At 68.9% G+C, this 26,389-nt stretch carries 23 protein-coding genes; 8 read left to right on the top strand and 15 right to left on the bottom strand.

Annotated elements, in window-relative coordinates; all coding sequences use genetic code 11:
• The first annotated feature begins 72 nt into the window (after positions 1-72).
• Complete coding sequence (locus NED98_RS03655) at positions 73-1,152, top strand: 1,9-bis(guanidino)-5-aza-nonane synthase (protein ID WP_179511492.1); 1,080 nt, start codon at positions 73-75, stop codon at positions 1,150-1,152.
• A gap of 140 nt (positions 1,153-1,292) precedes the next feature.
• Entirely contained in the window at positions 1,293-1,958 is a 666-nt protein-coding gene (locus NED98_RS03650) for a PEPxxWA-CTERM sorting domain-containing protein (protein WP_265311983.1), read from the top strand.
• Positions 1,959-2,079: 121 nt separating this feature from the next.
• Here NED98_RS03650 and NED98_RS03645 read toward each other — a convergent pair whose 3' ends face one another.
• The 12 genes from NED98_RS03645 to NED98_RS03590 all read right to left on the bottom strand — a co-directional run bounded on the left by NED98_RS03645 (position 2,080) and on the right by NED98_RS03590 (position 17,142).
• Positions 2,080-3,972 (bottom strand): XrtA/PEP-CTERM system amidotransferase, encoded by a 1,893-nt coding sequence (locus tag NED98_RS03645; RefSeq protein ID WP_265311982.1) that lies wholly within the window; start codon positions 3,970-3,972, stop codon positions 2,080-2,082.
• Positions 3,972-5,483 (bottom strand): exosortase A, encoded by a 1,512-nt coding sequence (xrtA, locus tag NED98_RS03640; RefSeq protein WP_265311981.1) that lies wholly within the window; start codon positions 5,481-5,483, stop codon positions 3,972-3,974. Before xrtA ends, NED98_RS03645 begins: the two co-directional genes overlap by 1 nt.
• Positions 5,480-6,622: a TIGR03087 family PEP-CTERM/XrtA system glycosyltransferase gene (locus tag NED98_RS03635; protein ID WP_265311980.1), complete on the bottom strand. Its 1,143-nt coding sequence runs from the start codon at positions 6,620-6,622 to the stop codon at positions 5,480-5,482. The genes xrtA and NED98_RS03635 overlap by 4 nt, the downstream gene beginning before the upstream one ends.
• Positions 6,619-7,620 carry a FemAB family XrtA/PEP-CTERM system-associated protein gene (locus NED98_RS03630; protein WP_265269199.1) on the bottom strand — a complete coding sequence of 334 codons (1,002 nt, stop codon included), beginning with the start codon at positions 7,618-7,620 and terminating at the stop codon, positions 6,619-6,621. Before NED98_RS03630 ends, NED98_RS03635 begins: the two co-directional genes overlap by 4 nt.
• The gene (locus tag NED98_RS03625) at positions 7,617-8,456 is read right to left on the bottom strand and encodes an XrtA system polysaccharide deacetylase (RefSeq protein ID WP_265311979.1); all 840 of its coding nucleotides are present in this window, start codon (positions 8,454-8,456) and stop codon (positions 7,617-7,619) included. Before NED98_RS03625 ends, NED98_RS03630 begins: the two co-directional genes overlap by 4 nt.
• 2 nt (positions 8,457-8,458) lie before the next feature.
• Entirely contained in the window at positions 8,459-9,475 is a 1,017-nt protein-coding gene (locus NED98_RS03620; protein ID WP_265311978.1) for an ExeA family protein, read from the bottom strand.
• Positions 9,476-9,511: 36 nt separating this feature from the next.
• A complete protein-coding gene (locus NED98_RS03615) occupies positions 9,512-11,107 on the bottom strand; it encodes a hypothetical protein (RefSeq protein ID WP_265311977.1) in 1,596 nt (531 codons plus the stop codon).
• Positions 11,104-12,150: an AAA family ATPase gene (locus NED98_RS03610; RefSeq protein WP_265311976.1), complete on the bottom strand. Its 1,047-nt coding sequence runs from the start codon at positions 12,148-12,150 to the stop codon at positions 11,104-11,106. Before NED98_RS03610 ends, NED98_RS03615 begins: the two co-directional genes overlap by 4 nt.
• Positions 12,147-13,667: an XrtA system polysaccharide chain length determinant gene (locus NED98_RS03605; RefSeq protein ID WP_265311975.1), complete on the bottom strand. Its 1,521-nt coding sequence runs from the start codon at positions 13,665-13,667 to the stop codon at positions 12,147-12,149. The genes NED98_RS03610 and NED98_RS03605 overlap by 4 nt, the downstream gene beginning before the upstream one ends.
• Positions 13,668-13,674: 7 nt before the next feature.
• Positions 13,675-14,328: an XrtA/PEP-CTERM system exopolysaccharide export protein gene (locus tag NED98_RS03600; RefSeq protein WP_265269193.1), complete on the bottom strand. Its 654-nt coding sequence runs from the start codon at positions 14,326-14,328 to the stop codon at positions 13,675-13,677.
• Between the two features lie 100 nt (positions 14,329-14,428).
• Positions 14,429-15,655 carry a pyridoxal-dependent decarboxylase, exosortase A system-associated gene (locus NED98_RS03595; protein WP_265311974.1) on the bottom strand — a complete coding sequence of 409 codons (1,227 nt, stop codon included), beginning with the start codon at positions 15,653-15,655 and terminating at the stop codon, positions 14,429-14,431.
• Positions 15,652-17,142 (bottom strand): AMP-binding protein, encoded by a 1,491-nt coding sequence (locus NED98_RS03590; protein WP_265311973.1) that lies wholly within the window; start codon positions 17,140-17,142, stop codon positions 15,652-15,654. The genes NED98_RS03595 and NED98_RS03590 overlap by 4 nt, the downstream gene beginning before the upstream one ends.
• A 339-nt stretch (positions 17,143-17,481) precedes the next feature.
• Here NED98_RS03590 and NED98_RS03585 point away from each other — a divergent pair, with 339 nt between their 5' ends.
• Genes NED98_RS03585 through NED98_RS03575 form a run of 3 tightly spaced genes read left to right on the top strand, consistent with a single transcriptional unit; the run spans position 17,482 to position 19,183 of the window.
• Entirely contained in the window at positions 17,482-17,754 is a 273-nt protein-coding gene (locus NED98_RS03585) for an acyl carrier protein (protein ID WP_179511478.1), read from the top strand.
• Between the two features lie 47 nt (positions 17,755-17,801).
• Positions 17,802-18,410 carry an alpha/beta hydrolase family protein gene (locus NED98_RS03580; protein WP_265311972.1) on the top strand — a complete coding sequence of 203 codons (609 nt, stop codon included), beginning with the start codon at positions 17,802-17,804 and terminating at the stop codon, positions 18,408-18,410.
• A complete protein-coding gene (locus tag NED98_RS03575) occupies positions 18,398-19,183 on the top strand; it encodes a hydrolase 1, exosortase A system-associated (RefSeq protein WP_265311971.1) in 786 nt (261 codons plus the stop codon). Before NED98_RS03580 ends, NED98_RS03575 begins: the two co-directional genes overlap by 13 nt.
• On the opposite strand, the gene NED98_RS03570 is transcribed toward NED98_RS03575, so the two are convergent.
• Complete coding sequence (locus tag NED98_RS03570; protein WP_265311970.1) at positions 19,167-20,690, bottom strand: S10 family peptidase; 1,524 nt, start codon at positions 20,688-20,690, stop codon at positions 19,167-19,169. The two genes, NED98_RS03575 and NED98_RS03570, sit on opposite strands and share 17 nt — an antisense overlap.
• Before the next feature lie 22 nt (positions 20,691-20,712).
• Positions 20,713-21,681 (bottom strand): thioredoxin-disulfide reductase, encoded by a 969-nt coding sequence (gene trxB / locus NED98_RS03565; protein WP_179513625.1) that lies wholly within the window; start codon positions 21,679-21,681, stop codon positions 20,713-20,715.
• A gap of 79 nt (positions 21,682-21,760) precedes the next feature.
• On the opposite strand from trxB, the gene NED98_RS03560 reads away from it, so the two are divergent.
• Both NED98_RS03560 and NED98_RS03555 read left to right on the top strand, forming a co-directional pair.
• Positions 21,761-23,140: a leucyl aminopeptidase family protein gene (locus NED98_RS03560; protein WP_179511474.1), complete on the top strand. Its 1,380-nt coding sequence runs from the start codon at positions 21,761-21,763 to the stop codon at positions 23,138-23,140.
• Complete coding sequence (locus NED98_RS03555) at positions 23,137-23,445, top strand: DUF1905 domain-containing protein (RefSeq protein ID WP_179511473.1); 309 nt, start codon at positions 23,137-23,139, stop codon at positions 23,443-23,445. Before NED98_RS03560 ends, NED98_RS03555 begins: the two co-directional genes overlap by 4 nt.
• Before the next feature lie 95 nt (positions 23,446-23,540).
• Here the strand turns inward: NED98_RS03555 and tpiA are convergent, their stop codons facing one another.
• Positions 23,541-24,275 (bottom strand): triose-phosphate isomerase, encoded by a 735-nt coding sequence (gene tpiA / locus NED98_RS03550; protein WP_265312299.1) that lies wholly within the window; start codon positions 24,273-24,275, stop codon positions 23,541-23,543.
• Between the two features lie 163 nt (positions 24,276-24,438).
• On the opposite strand from tpiA, the gene NED98_RS03545 reads away from it, so the two are divergent.
• Positions 24,439-26,388: a peptidylprolyl isomerase gene (locus tag NED98_RS03545; RefSeq protein ID WP_179511471.1), complete on the top strand. Its 1,950-nt coding sequence runs from the start codon at positions 24,439-24,441 to the stop codon at positions 26,386-26,388.
• The last annotated feature ends 1 nt before the right edge of the window (position 26,389 follow it).

The raw sequence follows: 26,389 nt of genomic DNA, 5'->3' as shown, positions 1-26,389 counted from the left end.
GAAGCCGGCATAGCGGACCCTTTGGGTTTCCGCGTCCCCATAACGACGACGGGTACAAGAATGGGAGACCCCATGACCGATACGCTCAACAAGACCGCCGCGGCCAACGCGCCGATCAACGACAATCGCAAGCAGGAACTGCTGTCGAAGCAGGTCAAGCATATCGACATCAAGAGCTTCGACGCGCGCCCGATCGTCGATGCGATGGCCGACATGAGCTTCACCAGCCGCGATCTCGGCCGCGCGACCAACATCTACAACCAGATGCTGGCGGACAAGGACTGCACCGTCGTGCTGGTGATCGCCGGCTCGACCTCAGCCGGCGGGTGCATGGACCTCTATGCCGATCTGGTGCGCAACAAGATGGTCGACGTGGTGGTCGCCACCGGCGCGACGATCGTCGACATGGATTTCTTCGAGGGCCTCGGCCACAAGCATTACCAGGCGCTCGAAATCCCCGACGACGATACGCTGCGCTCGCTCTACATCGATCGCATCTACGACACCTATATCGACGAGGAGCAGCTGCAGGACTGCGACTTCACGATCAACAAGATCGCGAACGAGCTGGAACCGCGTGCCTATTCCTCGCGCGCCTTCATCCGGGAGATGGGGCGTTACCTGTCGGAGCACGGCAAGAAGGAAAACAGCCTCGTCAAGCTCGCCTATGAGCATGACGTGCCGATCTTCTGCCCGGCGTTCGTCGACAGCTCGGCCGGCTTCGGGCTCGTCAAGCATCAGGTCGATCAGATGAAGGCCGGCAAGCCCTATCTGATGATCGACGCGGTGGCTGATTTCCGCGAGCTGACCGAGATCAAAATCCAGGCCGGCACCACCGGCCTGCTGATGATCGGCGGCGGGGTGCCCAAGAACTTCATCCAGGACACGGTGGTCTGCGCCGAGATCCTTGGCCATGAAGACGTCGAGGTGCACAAATACGCGGTGCAGATCACCGTCGCCGACGTGCGCGACGGCGCCTGCTCCTCCTCGACGCTGCAGGAGGCGGCGAGCTGGGGCAAGGTCAACACCGGGATCGAGCAGATGGTGTTCGCCGAAGCGGGCAGCGTGATGCCGCTACTGGCCTCCGACGCCTATCATCGCGGGCTGTGGAAGGATCGCGCCGAGCGGCGCTGGGCGAAGATCTTCGCCTGATCCGATTGCGGGTGCGGCCCCCTGCCCCTGGGGCGGCCGCACCCAAATCGTTAGCAACATGAAACTTTCCCCTCGCATATGGGTTTGCGTCCCGATAAATTTGGTTAATTCAGGGATAACCAGAGAGGGGAGATGCCCACATGTCTCGCATGCTCATGCCCGCGATCGCGGCGGTTGCGTTCGTCGTTTCGACCCCAGCCTTGGCCGATGTCTACAATATGGCCGATTTCTCCGCCGGCACCTTCGGCGGCAACGCCAATGTGAAGGCGCCGTTCAGCGGCAATGGCTATTTCCCGGGGCAGACCTTCACCGGCAGCTTCGTGTTCGACAACGATCTGATCCCGGCCGCGGGATCGGGGTTCGTCAACGTGCTCGCCAACAGCTTCCCCGATGCGGCGAACATCCCCGCTTCGGATCAGTTCGTGTTCAATTTCGGCGGGCTGACCTTCACCGCCGCCGACGCGATCGCGCCGATGGCGATCCAGTATAACAACGGGAAGTTCAACGGCTTCTTCTACCTTGCCAACTTCGCGTTCCAGGGCGCGCAATATCAGCTGCAGATTCAGGGCGGCAGCCTGTCGGTGGTCGCGCTCGACGCGCAAAACAATCCCACCTTCAACAATCTCGTCAACGGTTACGTCAACATCGGCGACGCGTCGGTGACCAACATCACCTCCTATGTTCCGATCACCGGGCCGGGTGGCGGCGGCGTTCCCGAGCCGGCGACCTGGGCGATGATGATGCTCGGCATGCTCGGCATCGGCGGGGCGCTGCGCTATCGTACTACGAAGGTGTCGTTCGCTTAAATAGTTCGGGATTACATCATCCCCGTTCGGGCTGAGCCTGTCGAAGCCCGGCCCTTTCTTCCTCGGAAGGAAGGACAGCCCTTCGACAAGCTCAGGGCGAACGGGGATAGCTGATCCCGATCTAACCGAAGAGCCGCGCGAGGCTCTTTTCGAGCATCACGAATTGCCACAAGGTCCGGCCGTGCTCCTCGCGGCCGGTGCGGTGCGCCTCGGCGAGCCGCGCGAGCCGGTCGAGATCGAACCAACCGGTCCCGGCGAGCGTCCGCGAGCGCGCCAGCGCCGCTCCCTGTGCCGCCAGCGCGCCGCGGAACCAGGTGCTGACCGGGGTGACGAACCCCATTTTGGGCCGATAGAGGGTCTCACGCGGCAGATAACGCTCCATCGCATGCTTCATCAGCCACTTGCCCTCGCCGCGCCGCAGCCGCATCGCCGCGGGCAAGCGCGCGCCGAATTCGACCAGCCGATGATCGAGCAACGGCTCGCGCGCCTCGAGGCTCACCGCCATGCTGGTGCGGTCGGTCTTGGTCAGGATATCGCCGGGCAGCCAGATCTTGAGATCGGCATATTGCGCGCGGTCGAGCGCGTCGCGCGCGGGCGCATCGCGCATCGCGGCGATATAGCGATCCTCCGCGCGATGCCCCCCAAGCGCGCGCCGCGCCGCATCGGTGTATAGCGACTGACGCAGCGCCGGCGTCGTCACCCCAACTGCACCGGCATAGGCCTCCGCCCCGTCCGCGGCGAGCGCGAGCAGGGTCGTCTTGGCGCGCAACGGCCGCGGCGCCCAATCGGCCTTGGGGTAAACGCGCCCCAGCGTCCCGAACACCCGCGTGCGCAGCCCGGCGGGCAGCAGCCCGCGCGCGCGTTCCTCCGCGGCGTGGAAGCGATAGCGGCGATAGCCGGCGAGCGCTTCGTCGGCGCCGTCGCCGGTCAGCGCGACCGTCACTTGCTCGCGCGCCAGCGCGCAGACCTGCCAGGTCGCGAGCGCCGAGGCATCGGCGAACGGTTCGTCGAAGGCGTGGACGAGCGTATCGATCAGCGCGAAATCCTCGGCGTCGACCACCCGCTCGCGATGCGCGGTGGCGAAGCGCTCGGCAACCACGGCGGCATGGCGTCGCTCGTCGTAATCGGCGACGGTGAAACCGATCGTGCACGTCTTGACCGCGCGCGGCGATTGCTCAGCCATCAGCGCAACCACCGCCGAGCTGTCTACCCCGCCCGAGAGGAACGCGCCGAGCGGCACGTCCGCCACCATCCGCGAGCGCACGCCCTCGCGCATATGGGCGAGCAATTCCTCCTCCAGCACGGCGGTGCTGCCGGGGGCGCGATCAGCGAAAGAGATATCCCACCACGATCGCGGCGCAGGGATCGGCCGGCCGCGCTCGATTAGCAGGAAATGCCCCGCCGGCAGCTTTTTCACCCCCGCGACGATACAGGCGTCGTCGGGGACATAGCCGTAGGCAAGATAATCCTCGACCGCGGTGACGTCGGGCATGCGGCGGAGCAACGGGTGGGCGAGCAGCCCCTTGAGTTCCGACGCAAAGGCGAAAGCGCCGTCGGCGAGCGAGACATAATAGAGCGGCTTCACCCCCAGCCGATCGCGCGCGAGGAACAAGGTGTTGGCGCGCGCATCGTGGATCGCGAAGGCGAACATCCCGACCAGCCGGTCGAGCATTGCCGGCCCCCAGGTCGACCAGCCGGCGAGCAGCACCTCGGTATCCCCCTCGGTGCGGAATGCCCAGCCGCGCGCCACCAACTCGCGCCGCAGCGCCTGGAAATTATAGATTTCGCCGTTGAACACGATCGTCAGCGCGCCGTCTGCACTCGCCATCGGCTGCGGCGACCCGGCGACGTCGATGATCGACAGCCGACGATGCCCGAGCCCGACGCCGGGCGCGGTCCACACCCCCGATCCGTCCGGCCCGCGATGCGCCATCGCATCGGCCATCGCGCGCACCCGCGCCGGATCGACCGGCTTGGGCGTTCCCGGATAGTAAAGCCCGGCGATGCCGCACATCAGCGCGGCGCCGCCACATCGTCCGCCACGCGGTCGATCGGACCGAGGGCGTCGAGGAAATTCTGGATCGTCCGCCGCGCCGCCGCGCCCTCCGCCGAGATATGGATCGCCACCGCCGCCTGATCGCCGCCCAACATGCGGGCCTTCAATGTCGCGAGCTTCACGATCCTGTCGTCTCCGGTAACCATGCCGCCCGCGCGATACCATGTCGCCACGATGCGCTCCACCGGGCCGGGGGCGGTCATCCGCATCGCGCGTCCTCCGGCGAAACCGGGCACATCGGCGACCCGCACCCACACATCGCCTTCGCGCAGCGCGCCGGTGCCGAACGCTGCCAGCTTCTTCCCCTCACGCTGGCTGGCAAAGACCGCGATCGCCAAATCCGCCGCTGCGCCATTGCGATCGGTGTAGCGCCCGAACAGATAATGATCCGCGCCGGGGTAATAAGGCTGCCACGGCGCACGGGTGCTGAGCGGCGCGCGCCGCCAGCCCGGCACCGCGGGCAGATCGATCTGCGCCGGCAAAATCGCGGTGCGCGCGGCGATTGCGGCGCTCCACCCGGCGAACAGCCCCGCCGTGAGCAGCACCAGTGCCGCGGCCGGGGCGAGCGCGATGCGATGTTTGAGCGGGGTGGAGAGCGTCGCAGGGTCGAACGCGCGCGCATCGGGTGCGCGATCGAACCAGCGCCAGCCGATCGCCATCACCAGCGCCATGATCAGCCCGAAGAACAACCAGCCGTAGACGATATGGTCGAAACCGGTCGCCCGTTCGACCGAGGTGAGATGCGCGGCATAGATCGTCCCGAACGCGCGCACCCCGTTGGCGAGCACCGGGACGACCAGGCAGACGAGCATGAACAACGCGCGCCGGCGCCACGACGTGAAGCACAGATTGGCGACCAGCACGCCATAGGCCAGCATCGCGATGACGAATTTCGCGCCCGAGCACGCCTCCGCCACCTCGAAATAATAGCGTCCGGCGTGGATCAGCACCCCGTCCACCGCCGCCGGCACGCCGGCCAGATGAAGCAGCGGCAGGACGATCGCGACCGTCACCTGCTGCAACGGCGGCTCGAGCATATCGCCGAACGGGACGAGGAATACGGCATAGCAGAGCGGAAACATGAGCCCGCGCGCGACATTGGCGCCGAGCAGGGTTACCACCGCGCCCTGCAACATCATCACCAGCCCGAGCTGGCGCGCGAACGCCACCCCCGCCGCATCGCCGACCAGCCAGCCGAACCCGCCCGCCGCGACGATCGCGATTCCCGGCCACCACCCCTCGGGCCGCAATCGCGCCAGTTCGCGCCGCCTGATCCACACCAGCCAGGTGAGGACTGGGGCGATGAAGAGGCAATGACCGAAAGTGGTGCTGGTCCACCAGATATGCGCCATGGCGGCGAGATCGCGGTGGAAGGCGATCAGCAGCGCCGCCGCCACCAGCGCAAGCGCGACCAGCGCCTGCCGCCATGCCGCCGCCGTCGGGCGCGCAACCGCCAGCGCGATCGTCACAGGCCGATCAGCGGATCGAGCGGGGCGAGCGCCGCGGCCCAATCGTAACGCGCGATCGCCTGCGCGCGCGCCGCCTTGCCGAGCGCCGCCGCGGCAACCGGATCGGCGAGCAACGCATTGACCGACGCGACGAAATCCGCACCGTCACGCGCGACGCGGATCGTGCCGCGGTGATCGATCCCTTCCGCCGCTGCCACCGAAGCGACTACCGGCCGCGCCATAGCCATCGCCTCCAGCACCTTGTTCTGGATGCCGCGCGCGAGCTTGAGCGGCGCGACCACCACCGATGCCGCCTTGAGCCAGCCGCGCACATCGGCGACCTCGCCGGTGACGATCACCCGCTCGCCCGCCAATGCGCGCACCTCGGCGCTCGGCGCGCGGCCGACGATCGCGAAGCGCACCCCCGGGATCTGCGGCAGCAGATCGCGCGCGAACCACGTCACCGCATCGATATTGGGGCGATAATCCATCTGCCCGGTGAACACGACGAGCGGCCCCTGCCCCACCACCGGGACATGCGCGGCCGTCGGGTCGTAATGCGCGGTATCGATCCCGTTCTCTATCGCGATGCTGCCGGGAAGCAGCCGGGCCTCCGCCTCGCTCACGAACAGGCTGGCATCGACCCGCCCGGCCACCTCGCGCTCGAAGGCGGCGAGCATCCGCGCCTCGCGCTGCATCATCCAGCGGGTGATGCCCTGCGCGTCTTCGGCATAAGCCGCGAACTTGGCCGAATCGAGATCGACAAAATCCATAATCGTGCGCGGCCCGGCGACCGGCAGATATTGCGCCATCTGCCCCGAATAGACGTAGATCGCCTCGATCGGCCGCCGCGCGAGGATATCGCGCACCGCGCGCTCGACCCCGCGATGCGCGAAGGCCGTCACCGACAGCGGCTGCGCGGTCGCCAGCGCCTCCAGCGCCGCGCGCAGGCGCGATTTGGTGCGCGGGACGATCACGCATTCGTCGACCAGCGCGCGATACTCGGCCGCCGGGCGAAGATCGCGCGGATCGTCGGCAAAGGCGACGAGATGCACACGCGCGCGCGTCGCGAGATGCCGCAGGATATGGAAACTGCGGATCTTGTCCCCGCGATCGGGCGGAAAGGGCGCACGATGCGCGAGGAACAGGATTTCCTTCACCCGAGCCCCCGGCTGATCCACGGGCCGAGGAGATTGGCGAGCGGCAGCGGCAGCCGCTGCCACGTGCGCACCATTAGCGCATATTTCGGGTTGAGCGGGTTGATCTCGCGCGCCGCGCCTTCGCTCCATTTGGCATAAGCGAGCGGCACGCCCTCGAATCCCCAATTCTTCTTGAACGCCGCCGCGCCCGTCCCCGCCTTCGACCGGCCGAAATCGAAGGCGGTGCAGCCGCGCGCGCGGGCGTGGCTCATCAACGCGAAATACATCCGGTCGTTGGCGCGCAACCCCCGCGCCGCCGCGGTCCCGCCGCCCCAATAAGGGTAAACGATGTCGTTGAAATAGAGGCTGAGCACGCTCGCCACCGCGCGTCCCTGATGCCGCACGGTCAGCACATCGGCGTCCATTGTCTCCAGCACCGCGCGAAACAGGGCACGGGGAAACACCGGGGTGCCGAGATTGCGCACCGATTCGGCATAGACCACATAATGTTCGCCCGCGCGCTCGGCGCCGCCGGTCACCACCTCCAGCTCGTTCGCCAACGCCTTGCGCATTTCAGCGCGCTGCTTGCGCGGGATCGCCGCCAGTTCGGCCTCATCGTCGGCCGCCAGCGGCCGCACGAAGCCGAGATAGGTCGTATCGTCGACCGCCCAGCCCACCGGCGCGGCGCCGCCGCGCAATTCGATCGACGGCAGCCCGAGCGCACACGCGGCGGCGACCAGCGCCTCCCCGCCCTCGCCCAGCACCCCGCCGTCGACCGCGAAACCCGCCGAGACCAAGGCATTGCCGAACAAGGGCGAGCGCATCTCGGTCAGCGGGAGCACCCCCGCGATCGCGCCGTCGCGCTCGGCGATCAGATAATGCGCGCGCTGCCGGCAGCCGCGTTCGATCGCGCGGCTCCACGCGGGGAGGTGGAAGGGGGTCGCCGCCGGTTGCGCGCGGACGAACGCGGTGATCGCCGCGTCGTCGGCGGCGGTCGCCTTCCGCACGGCGAACGTCATGGCGTCGTCTCGCGCGCGGCGATCGCGTCGACCCGCCCCCAATGATGCCGCTGGACCAGCCCGCGCAGTTTCCCCGCCATCGCGCCGAGCCGGCTGTAATGCCGCACCCGCGAGCGCAACGGCGCTTCGGCGACGCGCGGCTGATCGGGATCGACCTCCCACGGATGGAAATAGAAGATCGCCGGCTGCCCGGCACGATTGACCTGTCGCACCGCGAAATCGGTCAAGGCGCCCGGCAGCAAGCGGAAAAAGCCGCCCCCGGTCGCCAGCCGCCGCCCGGCCAGTTCGGCCACCGTCACCGGCAGCTCGATCAGCGGCGCGTCGCGCAACGGGCGCCACGCATAACGCGGGCTTTCACGCCAGCCGTAGTGATCGTGCGCGATCGGGGCGACGCTCGACGAATAGGTATAGCCTTCCTCCGCCAGCACCTGATGCGCCCAGGGGGTGCGCGCGTCGATCGAGAAGCTCGGCGCGCGATAGCCGGTGACCTTCACGCCGCCGGCATCCTCCAGCGCGGCGCGGGTCCGGCGCAGATCGTCGCGAAAGCGCGCCGCGTCGAGCGTGAAGACGCGCGCATGATCCCAGCCGTGGCTCGCGATCTCATGCCCTTCGGCGACGATGCGACGGATCAGCGCGGGCTGGCGCTGCGCGACCCAGCCGAGCGTGAAGAAGGTCGCCTTCACCCCCGTCTCGGCGAACAGATCGAGCACCGTCGCAGTATTGGAGGCGACCCGCGATTCGAGCGCCTCCCAATCCGCACGCGCGATCGTCCGCTCAAACGCGCCGACCTGAAACCATTCCTCGATATCGACCGACAGGCCGTTGACCACGCCCATGTTCAGGCCGCCGCGCCGCGCACCGCCTCCAGCCGCGATGCAAGAGGGGCCGGCTCATTCTCCACCCAGTCGACCAGCAAGGTCAGCACGCGGCGCAACGCGGCGTCCTGCTCGGCGATCCGCGCCTCCAGCGCGGCGATACGCTCGGCGAGGATGCCCTCGTCGGCGATCGTCGCCGACCCCGTCGGCGGGGTCGAGGCGCTGGGCAGATCGCGCGCGGCATCGGCCTGGACTTCCTCGATCAATGCCGCGTCGATCAGCGTCGTCCCCGCGATCGCGGCATGAAGCATCACCCGCCCCATCAGCTGGTTCACCCGGCGCGGCACGCCATCGGTCGCGCGATAGAGCAAGGGGAAGGCATCCTCGGCGAAATCGGGCTGCCCCTGCCACCCCGCGACCTGCAGCCGGTGGCCGATATAGTCGGCGACTTCCTCCTCGCCCATCGGTTCGAGATGGTGGAGCGCGATGACCCGCTGGCGCAATTGCTCGAGCGAATAGGAGCCGTGGAGCCGTTCGCGGAACTCGGGCTGGCCGAGCAGGAAAATCTGCAGCAGCGCCTTCCCGCCCGCCTGGAAATTGGAGAGCATGCGCAGCTCCTCCAATGCGGGGAGCGGCAGCGCCTGCGCCTCGTCGACGATCAGCAGGGTGCGCCGCCCGGTGCGCGCGACCGCATTGAGCCCGCGCTCGATCGCGGCGAGCAGATCCGCCTTGTTGCGCGGCACGTCGCTCACCCCCAACCCGTTCGCGACGACGCGAAGCAGATCGTCCGCCTCGATCGCGCTCGATACCAGGGAGATCACCCGCAGGTTCGCGGGATCGATCCGCGCGGTCAGATGCCCGACCAGCGTCGTCTTGCCCGCGCCGATATCGCCGGTGATGACGATGAACCCCTCGCCCTGCGCCAGCCCATAGCCGAGATAGGCCATCGCCTTGCGATGCGTGGCGCTGTCGAACCAATATTTGGGATCGGGAGTGAGCTGGAACGGCCGCTCGCTGAGGCCGAAATGATCCTCGTACATCTCACGATGTTCCTTGCTTGTCGGGGTGCCGGGCGATCATCGGAATTCATACCTCGCCGCGAGCAGCCCCTGGAGCGACCAGATGCTGTCGAAACCGCGCTGGTCATAGGTGTAAATGCCGAGCGACGCGATCGTGCCGAGCCGGCCGAAGCGATGCTGGTAGCTGCCGGTCGCGCCCGCGCCGAGCACGCCCTGCATCCCCGGCACGCCGCTGTCGTAATAATTCACGAACAGATTGGCATCGACCTCCGAATTGCGGCTGAGCGCGCGGGCGTAGAAGATCTGTGCGTAATAGCTTTCGTCGATCACGCCGAACAGCGTGATCCCCGGCGCGGCCGGCGGCGCATAGAGCTTGCGATTGGCATAGCCGAAGCCGAAGCCGAGCCGGGTGAGCCCGGCGGTGCGGCTGTAGACCACGTCGACCCCGCGCGCGCGATAGGTGGCGGTGGTGATCGACTGGAACGCGCTGTTGAGGCATCCGCCCGCCCCGCCGGTCGCGGGTTGCGAGGCGAAGACGCAGCCGGCGAATTGCTGCCCGAACGCGCCGCCGCCGCCGGTATCAAAGGCGGTGGGCAGCCCGGCGAGCCCGTCGCGGAGCTGGCGGCCGAAGGTGCTCACCCCGTCGTAGACCACCGCGCGGATCGCGCTGTTGGGGGTCAGGCGCCACGAGAGCGAGCCAAAATAGGTCTCGCCGCCATAGCGATAGCCCGCGTTCGCCTGCAGCTCGAGCCGCGGCGACGGGCGCCAGATCACCCCCGCGTCGTAGATCAGCCCGTCGGTATTATAGGCGATGCGGCGCGGCGAATTGGGGTCGGTGACGAAGCGTCCGTTGCCATCGAGCACCGGGGCGCCGTTGCCGTCGAGCAATGCGTCGCGCTGGGTGGCCTTGATCTTCTCATAGCCGACCCCGCCGCGGATCGCGACCGTGCGGCTGATCGGCTGCACCACGTCGACGCGGCCGAATTCACCCTCGTAACGCTGCGACAGCTCGGTGGCGGAATCGCGCTCTATCGCGCCGCTCAGCGTGATGCCGAACGGCGCGATCGCCCCCGCCCGCGTCCCGATCGAAGCCGTTGCGAGATGGCTGGTCGACTGATCGAAATAATCGAGCCGCGGCGCGCCCGGCGCGATACCGGTAAAGGCGGGGGCATCGACCTTCGTATAACCGAAGCGATAGGTGGCGGTCAGCTGCGCTGGCCCGACCGCCGTGCTCAGTTGCGGCCCGAGATAGATCGAATATACATTTGAAATATTGGCCGGGTCGCTGCTGTACAGCCCCGGCGCCGCGCCGCGGATATCCGCCCGGGTGCGGGTCGCTAGCGCGCCGGCGTCGAACGACAGGGCCGGGGTGAGCTTGATCGAGCCGCGCGCGAGGCCCGACAGCATGTCCTGATCGACGAGATCGCCGCCCCAGGGAATGCGCCGCTCGTAACGCGCGCTGATCTGCCCCTCGGCGCGCCGCCCCGACACGCCGGCATCGATCCCCGCCGCAAGCTGGGTCCAGGTGACGACATCGTCGCTGGAAAGATCGGCGCCGATCGCCTGCCCCACCTCGACATAGGGGATGAGATAGCGCGTATCCGCCGCCGCCGGCGATGCGGCGAGCGCAACGGCCAGGAAGGCAAGCCTCATCCGCGCCCGCCTTGTCCGTAATAGCTGCCGAAGCGCCCGCGGTGCGGCTCGTAGGAAACGGCGTTGAGGACGAGGCTGATATGCTCGCAGCCGTCGAGCAGCCCGACCGCCTCGCGCACATCGCCCTCGGTGGTGCGATCGGCGCGGACCACCAGCATCACCTGCGCAACGAGCAGCGCCAGCACCGATGCCGGCGAGGCCGCCAGCGCCGGGGGCGAATCGAACACGATGATGCGGCGCGGGTCGGCCGCGAGCAGCCGATCGAGCACCTCGGCGGTGCGCGCGCTGGCGAGCAATTCGGTATCGGCGTGGCTCCGCGCGCCCGACGGGAGCAGCGAGAGCTGCGGCACATCGGTCTTGAGCACGAATGCCTCGGGATCGAGCGCGGGATCGTCGATGATGTCGAGCAGCCCGGTCGAATCGCTGAGGCCGAGCGACGCCATGACGTCGGGCTTGGCGAAATCGGCGTCGACCAGCAGCACCTCGACATCGCGCTCGGCGGCAAGGCTGATCGCGAGGTTGATCGCGCAAAAGGTTTTGCCCTCGCCCGGCTTGCCCGATCCGACGAGGATCGTCCGCGCGCGGCGCTCGGGGGTGCCCATTGCGATCGAGCGGGCGTTGAGCAGCAACTGCCGCTTCACCAGCCGGAATTCCTCGGCCAGCGCCCCCACCGGCGCACCCGGCACCAGCATGCCCTTCGCCGCGAGCAACGCGCGGTCGACCGCGATCACGTCCGACGGCACGGGCGATGCCGCGGCCTCGTCATCCTCGTCGCTCATGCCGAAATCGCGCAATTCGAGCGGGATCGCGGCGAGCGTCAGCGCGGCCTCGCGCGACAGGGTTTCGGCGCCCGGCGGCGGCGGCGGGGCATCGTCGAGGAAGCTGTGCGCTTCGGACTGCGACTCGCTCGCGGTGCGCGTCGACAGCAGCGACGCGCCGCGCCGCACGCGGAATTGCGCATCGAAATCGTAGATTTGCGCGGCACGCTCGATCAGCGATCCGTCGCGCGGGGCGCCGTCGCGGGGGGCCGGGGTTTCGCTCATGCCGCCATCCCCCGTTGCACCATCTCGACCCCGAGCAGGATCACGTAACTCGCCACCAGCGCCGCCGCACCGCCCGCAAGCCATTTGAGCTTGCGCGCGCGATCCTCCGCCTGGGTGCGGGTGATCATCTCGCCGATCGAGCCGATCACCGGCATCCCCGACGCTTTCTCCAGCCGCCGCGCGGTCGGGAAGGTCGCCTGGATCTGCCCCAGCGCAAACGCCGCGCCGAGCCCGCCAAGCAGCCCCGCCGCCAGCACCCCGGTGAGCAGCAGCGGCCGGTTGGGCGCAGTCGGGGTGCGCGGGCTGGTCGGGGGATCGATCACGCTGAACTTCACCGCATCGGTCTGCGACTGCGCCTGGCTGTGCAGCGCGACCTGCTCGCGCTGGGCGAGCAATTGGTCATACTGGTTCTTGAGGACGTTGTAGTTGCGATCGATCCCGCCCTGCTCCGCCGCGACCGCTGGGTCCTGCGCCAGCTTGGCGTTGAGCGTATCGAGATCGGACTGAAGCTGGCGCTTGCGCGCGACCAGCGCGGTGACCGCCGCCTGCCGGTCGGCGCGCATCGAGGCGAGCGAGAGATAGGCGGGATTGTCCGCCCCAGCGATACCCGCCGGCGCGGGCTCGTGCTTCACATCGGCCTGCGCCTGCGCGAGCTGCGCCTTGAGCGCGACGACATCGGGGTGGGCATCGGTATAGCCGCGCGCGCGCGCATCGGCGAGCTGGCCCTGGATCGCCGCGAGCCGCGCGCGCGCCGGCGCCATCCCCGAGGCCGGGCCGAGCCCCGGCACCGAGCGCGGCGTGCCCGCCATCTGGCCGTTGAGCGCGGAAAGATTGGCCTGCGCCGCGGCGAGATCGCTGTCGACCTGGCTCATCTGCGCGCGCGCTGCGCCGATCCGGTCGCTGACCGATCCGGTGCCGGGCAGCGAGCCGAGATAATGGTTCTGGAAATCCGCACGCTTCACCTCGGCATCCTGCAGCTTGGCGCCGAGCGACTGGAGCTGGGAATCAAGGAACTGAAGCGTTTGCGCGCTCTGGCTGCGGTCGTCCGAGAGATTCTGTTCGACGAACAGGTCGATCACCCGCTGCGCGATCTGCTGCGCCAGCCGCGGCGACGACGAGGCGACCACGATCTCGTAGAGATTGTCCTGCTGCGCGGTGATCTTGATCGCATTCTGCAACCCGGCGGCGCGATCGGCGATCTGGCGATCGGTGGTCGCGCCGCGCGCCAGATCGGTACCGCGTACCACCTTTTCGAGATTGACCGCCGAGGTCAGTGTCTGCCGCACGGTATCGATATCGCGCACCTGATCGCCGATCGTCGTGGCGCCGTTGGCGCCGGCGGGCAGCACCTGCCGCATCTGGACGAAAACGCGCGCGTGGCTTTCGTAGCGGCTCGGGATCTGGCTGACGAACAGCCAGCCGAGGATGCACACCCCCCAGGCCACCGCCAGCGCGATCCAGCGGCGCGTCCACAGCATGTGGAGCACGATCCTGATCTCGTCGAACAATCCTGTCACGTCGGCCTCAGAACATGCTTTCCGGGATGATGATCACATCGCCCGGCTCGAGCTTGACGTTGGCGGATGCGTCGCCACTCTTGAGCAAGCGATTGATCTTGAGCTGATATTCATGCTGCTTGCCGGTCGCGCGATCGTAACGGATCAGCCGCGCGCGATTGCCGGCGGCATATTGCGAAAGCCCGCCGACCGCGATCATCGCATCGAGCAGGGTCATGTTCGCACGATAGGGCAGCGAGGCGGGCTTCTCGGTCGCGCCGACGATCCGCACCTGCTGGCTGAACGTGCCGGAGAAATTCTCCACGATCACCGAGACGATCGGGTCCTTTATATATTCGCCGAGCGCCGCCTTCATATCGTCGGCGAGCTTGGCCGGGGTCTTGCCGACCGCGGGCATGTCGTTGACCAGTGGCGTGGTGATGCGGCCATCGGGGCGCACCTGCACCTTCGCCGACAGTTCGGGGTTGCGCCACACGAAGATCTGCAGGGAATCGAGCGGGCCGATGACATATTGCTCGCCCGGCTGCTCGGCCTTGGCGACGAACGCCGCCGACGGCAGCGCAGCGGGCCGCGCGCCGCTTCCCGCGCCACCGCACCCCGCGAGCATCATCGATGCCAGCGCGAGCGTCGTCAGCCCACGGGAACCACTGCCAAAACGCATAGTCACACCCCTTAGCTGCACGCGGCCGGGCGGAACCCCTACCCCCCGATCCGATGCACTTTGCCTTTTGCGCTATGCGGTTAAGAGGTGAAGATAGCGTTTAAGAAAGGCCAACCATAAGTTCCGCGGCGGGCGGATGGCCGAGGAACGCCGCCGGGCTGGCGGTGACGCCATAGGCCCCGGCGAGGAAGATCGCGATGACGTCACCCGGCGCTGCGGGGGGCAGCGCGACCCGGTCGCCGAGCCGATCGAGCGGGGTGCACAGGCAGCCGACCACCGATACCTCCTCGCTCGCCGCTTCGCCCATGCGCCCCGCCACCGCGAGCGGATAGTTGCGCCGCACCACCGTGCCGAAATTGCCGCTGGCGGCGAGCTGGTGATGCAGCCCGCCGTCGACGACGAGGAAGGTCTCGCCGCGGCTCTCCTTGCGATCGACCAACCGCGTCAGATAGACCCCCGCCTCGGCGACGAGCCAGCGCCCGAGCTCGATCGCGAAACGCGCATCGGCGAGGATCGCGGCGCGCGTCGCCAGCGCTTCGGCCAACGCCGCGCCGATCCGCTCGACGTCCAGCGCGACATCGCCCGCGAAATAGGACACGCCGAACCCGCCGCCGAGATTGACCAGCGGCGGCGTCGCGCCCGCTTCCTCGGCCAGCCGCGCGGCGAGCGCGAGCGTTGCCGCCTGCGTCTCGATGATCGCGGCGACATCGAGCGCCTGCGATCCGGCGAAGATATGGAAACCGCGCCAGTCCGCCCCGCCCGCGACGATCAGCCGCACCACCTCGGCCGCTTGTTCGGCATCGATACCGAACGGCGACGGTCGCCCGCCCATCTTCATCCCCGAGCCCTTGAGCTCGAGATCGGGATTGACCCGCACCGCGAGCCGCGGCGTGCGCCCGAGCCGATCGCCGATCGCCAGCGCGCGCCGTGCCTCATTGGCGGATTCGACGTTGAGCGTCGCCCCGGCGGCGATCGCCGCCTCCAGCTCGGCGTCGCGCTTGCCGGGACCGGCGAAGCTGATGCTCGCGGCGGCCTTGGCGGTGAGCGCCAGCGCGAGTTCCCCGGCGGAGGCGACGTCGATCCCGTCGACCAGCGGCGCGATCGCGGCGAGCAACGGCGGGAAAGGATTGGCCTTCATCGCATAATGCAGGTCGACGCCCGGCAGCGCGGCACGAAACCGCGCCACCCGCGCGGCGACGATCGCGGGATCGTAGACGAAGCAGGGCGACCCGGCCTCGGCCACCAGATCGTCCGCGGCGCGGCCGCCGATCGTCAGCATCCCCTGCTGCCCGGCGAATTCGGGCGGGATCGGCCCCATCGGCTTCATGACGTCACCTCCGCGCGGATCCGGGCGCGATCGAGCTTGCCGTTGGGATTGCGCGGCAGATCGTCGCGCCACTCGATCCGCGCCGGTTGCATGAAATTGGGCAGATCGCGCTTGAGCCGATCGCGCAGTGCGGGCTCCGCCGTCGCGTCGCCGCGCAGCACCAGCACGATCGCCTGCCCGAGCCGCGCATCGGGAATGCCGACCGCGACCGCTTCCGCCGCCTCGCCCCCCGCGACCGCGGCTTCCTCCAGCTCGGCGGGGCTGATGCGGTTGCCCGCGCTCTTGATCATCTCGTCGTCGCGCCCGACGAAGCGGAGCAGCCCCTCGGCATCCGCCACCGCATTGTCCCCCGACCACACCGCCGTCCCGCCGTAGCGCGAGAAAACCGGCGCAGGGCGAAAGCGCTGCGCGGTGCGCTCGGCATCGCGCCAATAGCCCTGCGCGACGAGCGGCCCGGCGTGAACCAGTTCGCCCGGTTCGCCAGGCGCGGCGCGCGTGCCGTCGGGGCGGACCACCAGCACCTCGGCATGCGGGATCGCGCGCCCGATCGATTCGGGATGACGATCGACCAGCGCCGGATCGAGGAAGGTCGAGCGAAATGCCTCGGTCAGCCCGTACATCGGATAGAGCCGCGCGTTGGGAAATATCGCACGCAGCCCGGCGACGAGCCGCATCGTCAGCGCGCCGCCCGAATTGGTCAGCCGCCGAAGCCGCGCCGCGGTCTCGGCCGGCCAGTCGGCCTCGAGCAACTGCACCCACAAGGGCGGCACCCCGGCGAGCGTGCTCGCGTCGACGCGCTCGACCGCCTTCACCACGTCGCGCGCGGTGAGATAATCGAGCGGCGCCACCGCCGCCCCCGCCGCCCAGGTCGAGAGAAGCTGGCTCTGGCCATAATCGAAGCTCAGCGGCAGCACCCCGAGAACGCGATCTTCCGGGGCGATCTCAAGATAATGTGCGACGGAGTTCGCACCGAGCCAGAGGTTGGCGTGGCTCAGCATCACCCCCTTGGGGCGCCCGGTCGACCCCGAGGTATAGAGGATCGCCGCCAGCGCCTGCGGATCGGCAGCAGAACGCGGCAGCGCATCGCCTTCCCCGGCGGCCTCGGCGAGAACGACCCCCGCAGGCAGGTCTTCGGATGCAAGCGTCGCGGCGCGCGCCGGCTGGGTCAGCAGCAGCCGTGCGCCGCTGTCGCTCATGATATGCGCGACCTGCGCGCGCTTGAGCAACGGGTTGATCGGCACATGCACCAGCCCCACGCGCGGCGCGGCGAGCGGCATCAGGCACGCGGCGCGGGTCTTGGGCAGCCAGCTCGCGACGCGATCGCCCGGGGCGAAGCCGAATCCGGCGAGCCAGCCGGCCAGCCGCGCGACCGCTTGCTCAAGGTCGCGATAGGAGAGCGTTTCCCCGCGCTCGATCAGCGCTGGCGCATCGGGCGCGCCGGCGAGGACGTGATCGATCGGCTGCGGGACGGGATCGAGCGGCACCATCGGCCCTCCATGACCGAAGCCGGTGGAGATTTCATCCCCCAACGCTCATGCCATGCCGTGCCGGACGGCGGGAAGCCCAAGGCGGCGTCGTTCGGCAATTTCGAGAGCGATGCCCTATTCCCACCGTCACCCCGGCCTTGAGCCGGGGTCCATTGTGCCGCACGCTCTTCGGCTGGAGCCTCTTGCTCGGCGTCTGCCTCCCGATGGACCCCGGCTCAAGGCCGGGGTGACGGGATTGTGCAGGGGTGCCGCGGCGAACATCGATCGGCTCGCGATCGCGGCATTGCCCTGTGCGCCTTTGGGCCTTAACGCGCCTCCCCAGCGGGGAAGGGATCACGCATGAAGCGGGAAGGCCACGACGATATCGAGCAGACGGTGCGCGGCGTGTTGCGCGACGCGCTGGGGCTGCCCGAGGCGCAGGTCGCGGCATTCACCGCCGATACGCCGCTGTTCGGCGCGCTGCCCGAGCTCGATTCGATGGCCGTCGCCGGAGTGTTGACCGAGCTCGAAGACCGGCTCGGCATCACGATCGACGACGATGACGTCGACGGCGACATGCTCGAAACCTTCGGCGCGCTGACCCGCTTCGCGGCGGGCAAGGTCCGGGCCTGAGCGCCCCCCGCATCGATCATTACACCTGGCGCGGCGGGCGCGAGGCGATGCTGCGCCTCGGCCCGATGCACGGCGCGGTCGTCGTCGTCGCGCTGCCGCTGTTCGAAGAGGCCAACCGCACCCGCGCCGCGGCGATCGACGTGCTGCGCCGGCTCGCCGAGCGCGGGATCGGCGGGGCGCTGCCCGATCTGCCCGGCACCGGCGAAAGCCTGATCGAAACCCGCGACGCGACACTGGCCGACTGGCGCGACGCCTTCGCCGATGCCGCGGCGAGCCTCGGTACGCCGGCGTTCGCGATGAGCTGGCGCGGCGGCGCACTGGTCGACAATGACGCGCGGCTCGCCGGGCGCTGGCACCTCGCGCCGTTGAGCGGCACGGATCAGCGCCGCGAACTGGATCGCCTCCGCAAGCTCGGCGGGGATGCGGATTATGCCGGCAATTTGCTGTCGCCCGCGCTGCTCGACCAACTCGCCGCCGCCGAGCCGCTGACCGGCGCGCGGGTGAAGGTCGCACGGCTGGAGGGCGATCCGCGACCGGCGGACGTCCTGCTTTCGGGCCGCAGCCTGTGGCGCGCGAGCGAGCCTGCGGTCGACCCGGCGCTGCAGGAAGTGATCGCCACCGATCTCGCCAACTGGATCGCGATATGCGCCGGCTGATCGCCTTTCCGTGCGAGGAGGATCAATTGCTCGGCTCGCTCGACGAGGCGGACGGCACGACCGGGCTGTTGATCGTCTCGGGCGGGAACGAATTGCGCAGCGGGGCGCATCGCGGGATGGCGATGCTCGCCGCGACGCTGGCGGCGGAAGGAACGCCGGTATTCCGCTACGACCGGCGCGGCGTCGGGGATTCGGGGGGTGCCAATCGCGGGTTTCGCGCGGCGCGCGCCGATCTGCTCGCCGCCTGCGGGGCATTCCGGCGCGAGGCGCCGCAGGTCGCCGCGCTGGTCGCGTTCGGCAATTGCGATACCGCGACGTTGCTCGCGCATCACGGGCGCGACGCGGGGATCGATCGCGTGCTGCTCGCCAATCCCTGGGTGGTCGAGCCGCGCGACGACCTGCCCCCCGCCCCGGCGATCCGCGCGCATTATGCCGCGCGGCTACGCGACCCGGCGACGTGGCGGCGACTGCTCACCGGCGGCGTATCGATCGGCAAGCTTATCCGCGGGTTACGGCGTATTTCGCAGAACGGTCCGCAGAATGATCCGTTCACCGCCGGCGCGCTCGCGGCGATCGCCGCCTGGGGCACCGATGCGCGCATCATCCTCGCCGAACAGGATGCAACCGCGATCGCTTATGCCGATGCCGCGCGCCGCGCCGGGATCGCGCCGCGCACGCTCACCGTCCGCACCGCATCGCACAGCTTCGCGCGGCCGGCGGACGCCGCCGCGCTGGCGGCGGCGATCCGCGATCTTGTTACCGCGCGCGAATAAACGCGCGGATATCGTTGGAAAGCTTCTGCAAATCCTCATCGCGCACATACATCATGTGCCCGGCGTTATAATAATGCCATTGGATGCGTCCGTCGGTCGGCATCCCGGTGCGGGTAAGCGAATATTCGGCGCCGAAGAACGGCGTCGCGAAATCATAATAGCCCTGCCCGGCGAACACCCTGAGCCCGCTATTCTCGCGCAGCGCCCGGCCGATATAGGGCGCGACGTTGAGATAGCCCTCCCCGCCGCGCGGCCCGCCGATGTTCCAATCCCAGTCGCGCACCCCGCCGATCGAGATGTAGACCCGCTCAGGGGAATATTTCAGCCCTTCGCGCACCCAATGGTTCATCGCCGCGGTATAGGCGCCGTCGATCCCGTAGAAGCTCGGATCGTTATCGGGCTCCTCCCCGGCATTGTCGTAATCCTTGCCGGTATAGCGCGTGTCGAGCCGCCCGATCGTCAGCCCGCGATCGCGCAGCAGTTCCTTGTAGAAGCGACCCGGCGACAGCCGGAGGTCGGCATGTTCGAGATAGGTTTGCGACACGCCCGTAAAGCGCGACAATTGCGGCAGGATCTGCGCGCGCTCGGCGGCGCTCAGCGCATTGCCCTTGAGCAGCGCCGAGGCATAGGGTCCGATCGCGAACGCCTTCGCCTCGGCGACGAATTGCTCGACGGTCGCGGGCTTGTCCTGCACCTTGTTGTGGAACCAGGCGGTCGCCGCCATCGACGGCAGATTGGTGACATACCCCAGCTCGTTGCCGGGGGAATCCGCCGCCTGGCTGAAATCCAGGATCGAGGAGATCAGGATGATGCCGTTGACCGCGACATCGGTGTAGCTGCCCTCGAGCTCGTTGATCACCGCCGCCGAGCGCGTGGTGCCATAGCTTTCGCCGCCGATATATTTGGGCGCGTTCCAACGCCCGTTGGCATCGAGCCACAGCCGGATGAACGCCGCCATCGACTTGGCGTCCTTGGTGACGCCCCAATAATCCTTGGGATCGGTCTTGCCGAGCGCGTGGCTGAACCCGGTGCCGACAGGATCGATGAACACCAGATCGGTGACGTCGAGCAGCGACGCGGCATTGTCGATCATGCGATAGGGCGGCGCGCCGTCATCCTTGGCGTCGCTCGGCACCACCACGCGCTTGGGCCCGAACGCCCCCATCTGCAGCCATAGCGAGCCCGATCCGGGTCCGCCGTTCCACAGGAAGGTCACCGGCCGGTTGGGATCGACCGCGCCTTCCTTGACATAGCTGTAGGAGGTGATCGCCGCGAGTGGCTTGCCGTCCTTGTCCTTGAGATAGGTTTCGCCCGCGGTCGCCTTATAGGCGATCTTCACCCCGCCGAACGTCCCCGTGTGATGCGTCACCGAAACGACCGGCGGCGGGATCGCGGGATCGCCGCTCTTCTCCGCCGCTTCGGCGTCGCCCTTCTTGTCCGCCGCCAGCGCCGGCGTGGCGAACAACATCATTGCCGCGGACGCGGCGAGTGCAAATCTGACTTTCATGATCCCCCCGGTAATCGTGTGCTTATTCAGCAGCTTCTGCCAATTTCTCGAAATCAGCCTCAGCCAGGAAACGCTCCGCGTCAAGCGCGGCCATGCAGCCGGTGCCGGCCGCGGTCACCGCCTGACGATAGATTTTGTCCATCACGTCACCGCACGCGAACACACCGGCGACGCTGGTGCGGGTCGACCCCGGCTGGACCGCGATATAGCCGTCGTCATCGAGCGCGAGATGGCCGCGGAACAATTCGGTCGCCGGATGATGCCCGATCGCGACGAACCCGCCCTGCACGTCGAGCCGCGAAACCTCGCCGGTCGCGGTATCCTTGAGATCGAGCGCGACGAGCCCGGCGGTGCCGCCGCCGTCGACGAATTCGGCGACTTCCTTGTTCCACAGCACCGTGATGTTGGGGTGCGCGAACAGCCGCTCCTGCAGGATCTTCTCGGCGCGCAGCGAATCGCGGCGGTGGATCAGCGTCACGTCGTCGGAATGGTTGGTGAGGTACAGCGCCTCCTCGACCGCGGTATTGCCGCCGCCGATCACCGCGACCTTCTTGCCGCGATAGAAGAAGCCGTCGCAGGTCGCGCAGGCGCTGACGCCCTTGCCCTTCATCGCTTCCTCGCTGTCGATCCCGAGCCATTTGGCCTGCGCCCCGGTGGCGATCACCAGCACCTCGCCCTCATAGACATCGCCGCCGTCGCCGATCAGCCGGAACGGGCGCTTGGTCAGATCGACCTCGACGATCGTATCCCACATCAGCCGCGTGCCGACATGCTCGGCCTGCTTCTGCATCTGCTCCATCAGCCACGGCCCCTGGATCACGTCCGCGAAGCCGGGGTAATTTTCCACATCGGTGGTGGTGGTGAGCTGGCCGCCGGGCTGGATGCCCTGGACGACGATCGGCTGCATCCCGGCGCGTGCGCCGTAAATGGCGGCGGAGAGCCCGGCCGGGCCGGAACCGAGGATCAGCATGCGGGTGGTGTGCGTGGTCATGCGCACGATGTAGAGCCCCGCTCCCCAGTTGCAAACCGCCTGCGTTGCGCGGGCGGACAAGTCCTGCTTTGGTGGCCCCATGACGGACTTTTCACCGATGCTTCAGCCCGACCGCGGCCAGCCGGCGCGCGCGCTCCATATCGTCCACCCCGATGCCTTCGCCGACTGGCTCGCCGGCCAGCCGCCGCGCGTGCGCAGCGCGGTCGCGGCGAACCGGGTGGCGGGCAAGGCCGGCGAGCGCGCGGTGCTCCCCGGCGAGGCGGCGGAGGACTGGTCGTACCTGCTGGTGTGCAACGAGCCCGAAGAATCGCCGTGGCGAATCGCCTCGCTCGGCACATCGCTGCCCGAGGGAACCTATCGGCTCGCATCGGGCGAGCCCGGGGCGGCGATGCTCGGCTGGCTGCTCGGGCAATATCGCTTCGACCGCTATCGCGCCGATCCGGCCGAGCCGCGCGTGCTGCTGTCGGGCGAGCCGGCACGGATCGAGGAGGCGCTGCGCGTCGCTGAGGCGACCGCGCTGGTGCGCGATCTGGTCAATACTGGCGCGGGCGATCTCGGCCCGGCGGAGCTGGAGGCGGCGGCCGAGGCGCTGGCCAAGAAGCACAATGCGACGCTCAACGTGACGCGCGGCGATGCGCTGGCGACCGGCTATCCGATGATCCACGCGGTCGGGCGCGCGGCGGCGAAGGAAAACGCGCCGCGGCTGATCGAGCTCGAATGGGGCGATGCGGCGCATCCGCGCATCGCGTTGGTCGGCAAGGGCGTGTGCTTCGATTCGGGCGGGCTCGATATCAAGCCCGCCGCGGGCATGCGGCTGATGAAGAAGGATATGGGCGGCGCGGCGCATATGCTGGCGCTCGCCGGGCTGGTGATGGCCGCGCGGCTCAAGGTGCGGCTCCATTTGCTGATCCCGGCGGTGGAGAATGCGGTTTCGGGCAACGCCTTCCGCCCCGGCGACGTGCTCAGGACGCGCAAGGGGCTGACGGTCGAGAATACCAACACCGATGCCGAGGGCCGGCTGATCCTCGGCGATGCGCTGGCCAAGGCGGTCGAGGCGGAGCCCGCGCTGATCCTCGATTTCGCGACGCTGACCGGCGCGGCGCGGGTCGCCTTGGGGCCGGATCTGCCGCCGCTGTTCGCCAATGACGATGCGCTGGCGGCCGAATTGCTCGACGCGTCGGTCCGCGTCCGCGACCCCTTGTGGCGGATGCCCTTGTGGGACGGCTATGACGAGATGCTCAAATCCGACGTCGCCGATATGGTCAATTCGCCCGAGGGCGGGTTTGCCGGGGCGGTCACCGCCGCTCTGTTCCTGCGCCGTTTCGTCCCCGACAATATCGCCTGGGCGCATGTCGATACCTTCGCGTGGCGCCCGGCGGCCAAGGCGGGGCGGCCCAAGGGCGGCGACGCGCTGGGGCTGCGCGCGGCGTGGGAGGTGCTCAAGGCGCGCTATTCATGAGCGACGGCCCGCTGCTCGCGATCACCTTTGACAGCGAAGTGATCCACTGGCGCGGGCCGGCGCCGTTCTTCTTCGCCCCCGTCCCGCGCGAACATGCCGCCGCGATCAAGGCGGCGGCGCGCGTCGCGAGCTATGGCTGGGGCGTCGTGCCGGTGACGGTGGCGATCGGCGGCGCCAGCTTCACCACCTCGCTGTTTCCGCGCGACGGGAGCTATCTGGTGCCGCTCAAGGATGCGGTGCGCGCGGAAACCGGGGTGTCGCTGGGCGATCCGGTGACGGTCGAGATCGAGATCAGCCACCGGTAGTGCCCACCCTATGTGCGCCCGCGAAGGCGGGAGCCCAGACTGGGGCCCAAGGCGGGGACACAAGGTGGCGCCGCCCCACCCCGGCGCGCGGCCGATTACGCCCCCGCCGCGATGATCGGCGCGAACTTCGCCGCGGTGAGGCTTGCCCCGCCGACCAGCGCGCCGTCGACGTCGCGCGCGTGGAGCAGCGCCGCGGCATTGTCCGCGGTCACCGACCCGCCATAGAGCAATCGCACCGCCGCGCCCGGCTCGGCCCCGAGCAGTTCGACCAGCGTCGCGCGGATCGCGCCGTGCATCGCCTCGACATCCTCGACGGTGGCGGTGCGGCCGGTGCCGATCGCCCAGATCGGTTCATAGGCGATCGCGAGCCAGTCACCCGCCGCGCCCTCGGGGAGCGAGGCACGTACCTGCGCGGTGACCACCGCGACCGCACGCCCGGCCTCGCGCTCGTCGAGCGTTTCACCGACGCAGAGGATCGCGTTCATGCCGTGGCGCCTGAGCGCTTCGGCCTTGGCCTTCACATCGGCGTCGCTCTCGCACTGGCCCTGCCGCCGCTCGGAATGGCCGACGATCGAGAAGGCCGCGCCCGCCTCCTTCGCCATCGCCGCCGAGATGCAGCCGGTATGCGCGCCGCTGTCGGCGCTGTGAACATCCTCGGCCCCGATCGGGAAAGCCGCGCGCGCTGCAGCCGGGGCGATCAGCGTCGCGGGCACCGCGATCGCGACATCGATCCGCGGATCGAGCGCCGCGCCGATCCCATCGAGCTCGGCAAGGCCGGCGAGCGACCCGTTCATTTTCCAGTTTCCGGCAACCAGCTTACGACGCATGATGCTCCCTTCGATCGTGTTCGGACGGGCGATAGCGATGCCGGGCGCGCGATGCCACCGTCGGGGTCAATCGCGACGCAAACCGTTCGTCAACCCGGTGCGGCCTTGATGCCACCGTTCGCCCCCCCTAAAGCCTCCAACCGCAACTTTACGGATTTCAACGCGCATGCTCGGCTTTTTCCGGCGGATCATCAATTCAAAGGCCGGTCTGGTCATCACCTTCCTCACGCTCGGCGTGATCGCGATCGCATTTGCCGCGGGTGACGTTACCGGGCTCGCCTCCGGCTCCGGCGGGATGACCAAGACCACCGTCGCGCGCGTCGGGCGGGTCGCGATCGGTGAAGCCCAGCTCAAGCAGCGCGTCGGCGATCAGCTCAACCAGCTTCGCCAGGAAAATCCGACCGTCGACATGCCCGCCTTCGTCGCCGGCGGCGGGGTGGAAGGCGTGCTCGATCAGCTGCTTACCGGGATCGCGCTCGAGCAGTTCGGGCAGGATCAGGGCATGGCGGTGAGCCGCGCGCTGGTCGGCAGCGAGCTGCAGGGCATTCCCGCGCTGCAGGGGCCGAGCGGCAAGTTCGACCAGAAGATCTACGAGCGCGTGCTCCAGCAGCGCCGAATGACCGACGCGCAGGTGCAGGGCGAGATCGCGCAACAGGCGATGGCGCGCTTCCTGCTCGCCCCGACGATCGGCGCGGCGCAGATGCCGGCGTCCTTCTCGCTGCCTTATGCCTCGCTGCTGCTCGAACGCCGTTCGGGGCAGATCGCGCTGCTGCCGGCGGCGGCGATGCCGACCGGCCCGGCGCCGACCGATGCCGAGTTGCAGGCGTTCTACAAGAACAACGCCGCGCGCTACACCGTGCCGGAGCGCCGCGTGATCCGCTACGCCCGCGTCACCCCGGATTCGCTCAAGGCGCAGATCCAGCCGAGCGAGGCGGAAATCGCGGCGGCGTATAACAAGGACCGCGCGAAATATGCGGCGAAGGAAAAGCGCACGATCACCCAGGTCGTCGTGCTCGACCAGAAGGCGGCCGAGGCGCTCGCCGCCAAGGTGAAGGGCGGCGCGCCGATCGCCGATGCGGCGCGCGCCGCCGGGCTCGAACCGCGCACGATCAACACCGTGGAAAAGAGCGCTTACGCCGCGCAGACCTCCCCCGCCGCCGCCGATGCGGTGTTCGGCGCGGCGAAGGGCGCGACCGTCGGCCCGGCGAAGGGCGCGGTCGGCTTCGTCGTCGCGCGCGTCGACGCGGTCGAGCAGGTCGCGGCCAAGTCGCTCGCCGAGGCGCGTGAGGAGATCGCCAAGGCGCTGACCCAGCAGAAGACCGTCGCGGCGCTGGGCGCTGTCCACGACAAGCTCGACGATGCGATCGCGAACAATGCCAATTTCGCCGAGCTGGTCGGCGACAACAAGCTCACCGCGCAATCGACCCCGGCGCTGACCGCGACCGGGCTCAACCCCGACGATCCCGCGTCCAAGCCCGATCCGGCGCTGGCCGAGATCATCAAGGCGGCGTTCGCGGCCGAGGAAGGCGACGCGCCGGTAATGGTGCAGACCGCCCCCGACGGCAGCTTCGCGTTGGTCGCGCTCGATCGCATCGTCCACGCCGCGCCGCGCCCGCTGGCGCAGGTGCGCGAGGCGGTGGTGAAGGACGTCCAGGCCGATCGCGCGCGCAAGGCGGCCCGCGCCGCCGCCGCCGCCGCGCTTGCCAAGGTGCAGAAGGGCACCCCGCTCGCCCAGGCGCTCAACGAGGCCGGGGCGAAGGGCGCCAAGATCCAGCCGATCGGCGCGGTACGCGGCCAGCTCGCCAGCAACCCGCGCGGGGTCGATCCGGCGCTCGCGATGCTGTTCAGCCTGCCCGGCGGCGGCGCGCGGATGCTCGAGGCGCCGGGCGGCGCGGGCTGGCTGATCGTCAAGCTCGACACGATCGTCGCCGGCGATGCCGCCAGCATGCCGCCGCTGCTCGCCTCGACGCGCCGCGATCTCGGCCGGCTGGTCGGGCGCGAATATGCCGAGCAGTTCACCAATGCGGTCAAGGCCGAGGTGAAGGTGACCCGCAACGCCGCCGAACTCGCGCGGATCAAGGCCGACCTTTCGGGCAAGGACGCGTCCAATCAATAAC

Origin of the sequence: Sphingomonas lycopersici (assembly GCF_026130605.1) — a bacterium.
Classification (GTDB): domain Bacteria; phylum Pseudomonadota; class Alphaproteobacteria; order Sphingomonadales; family Sphingomonadaceae; genus Sphingomonas; species Sphingomonas lycopersici.
The sequence above is the reverse complement of the archived record's forward strand: the minus strand, read 5'-3'. Positions and strand labels throughout refer to the sequence as shown.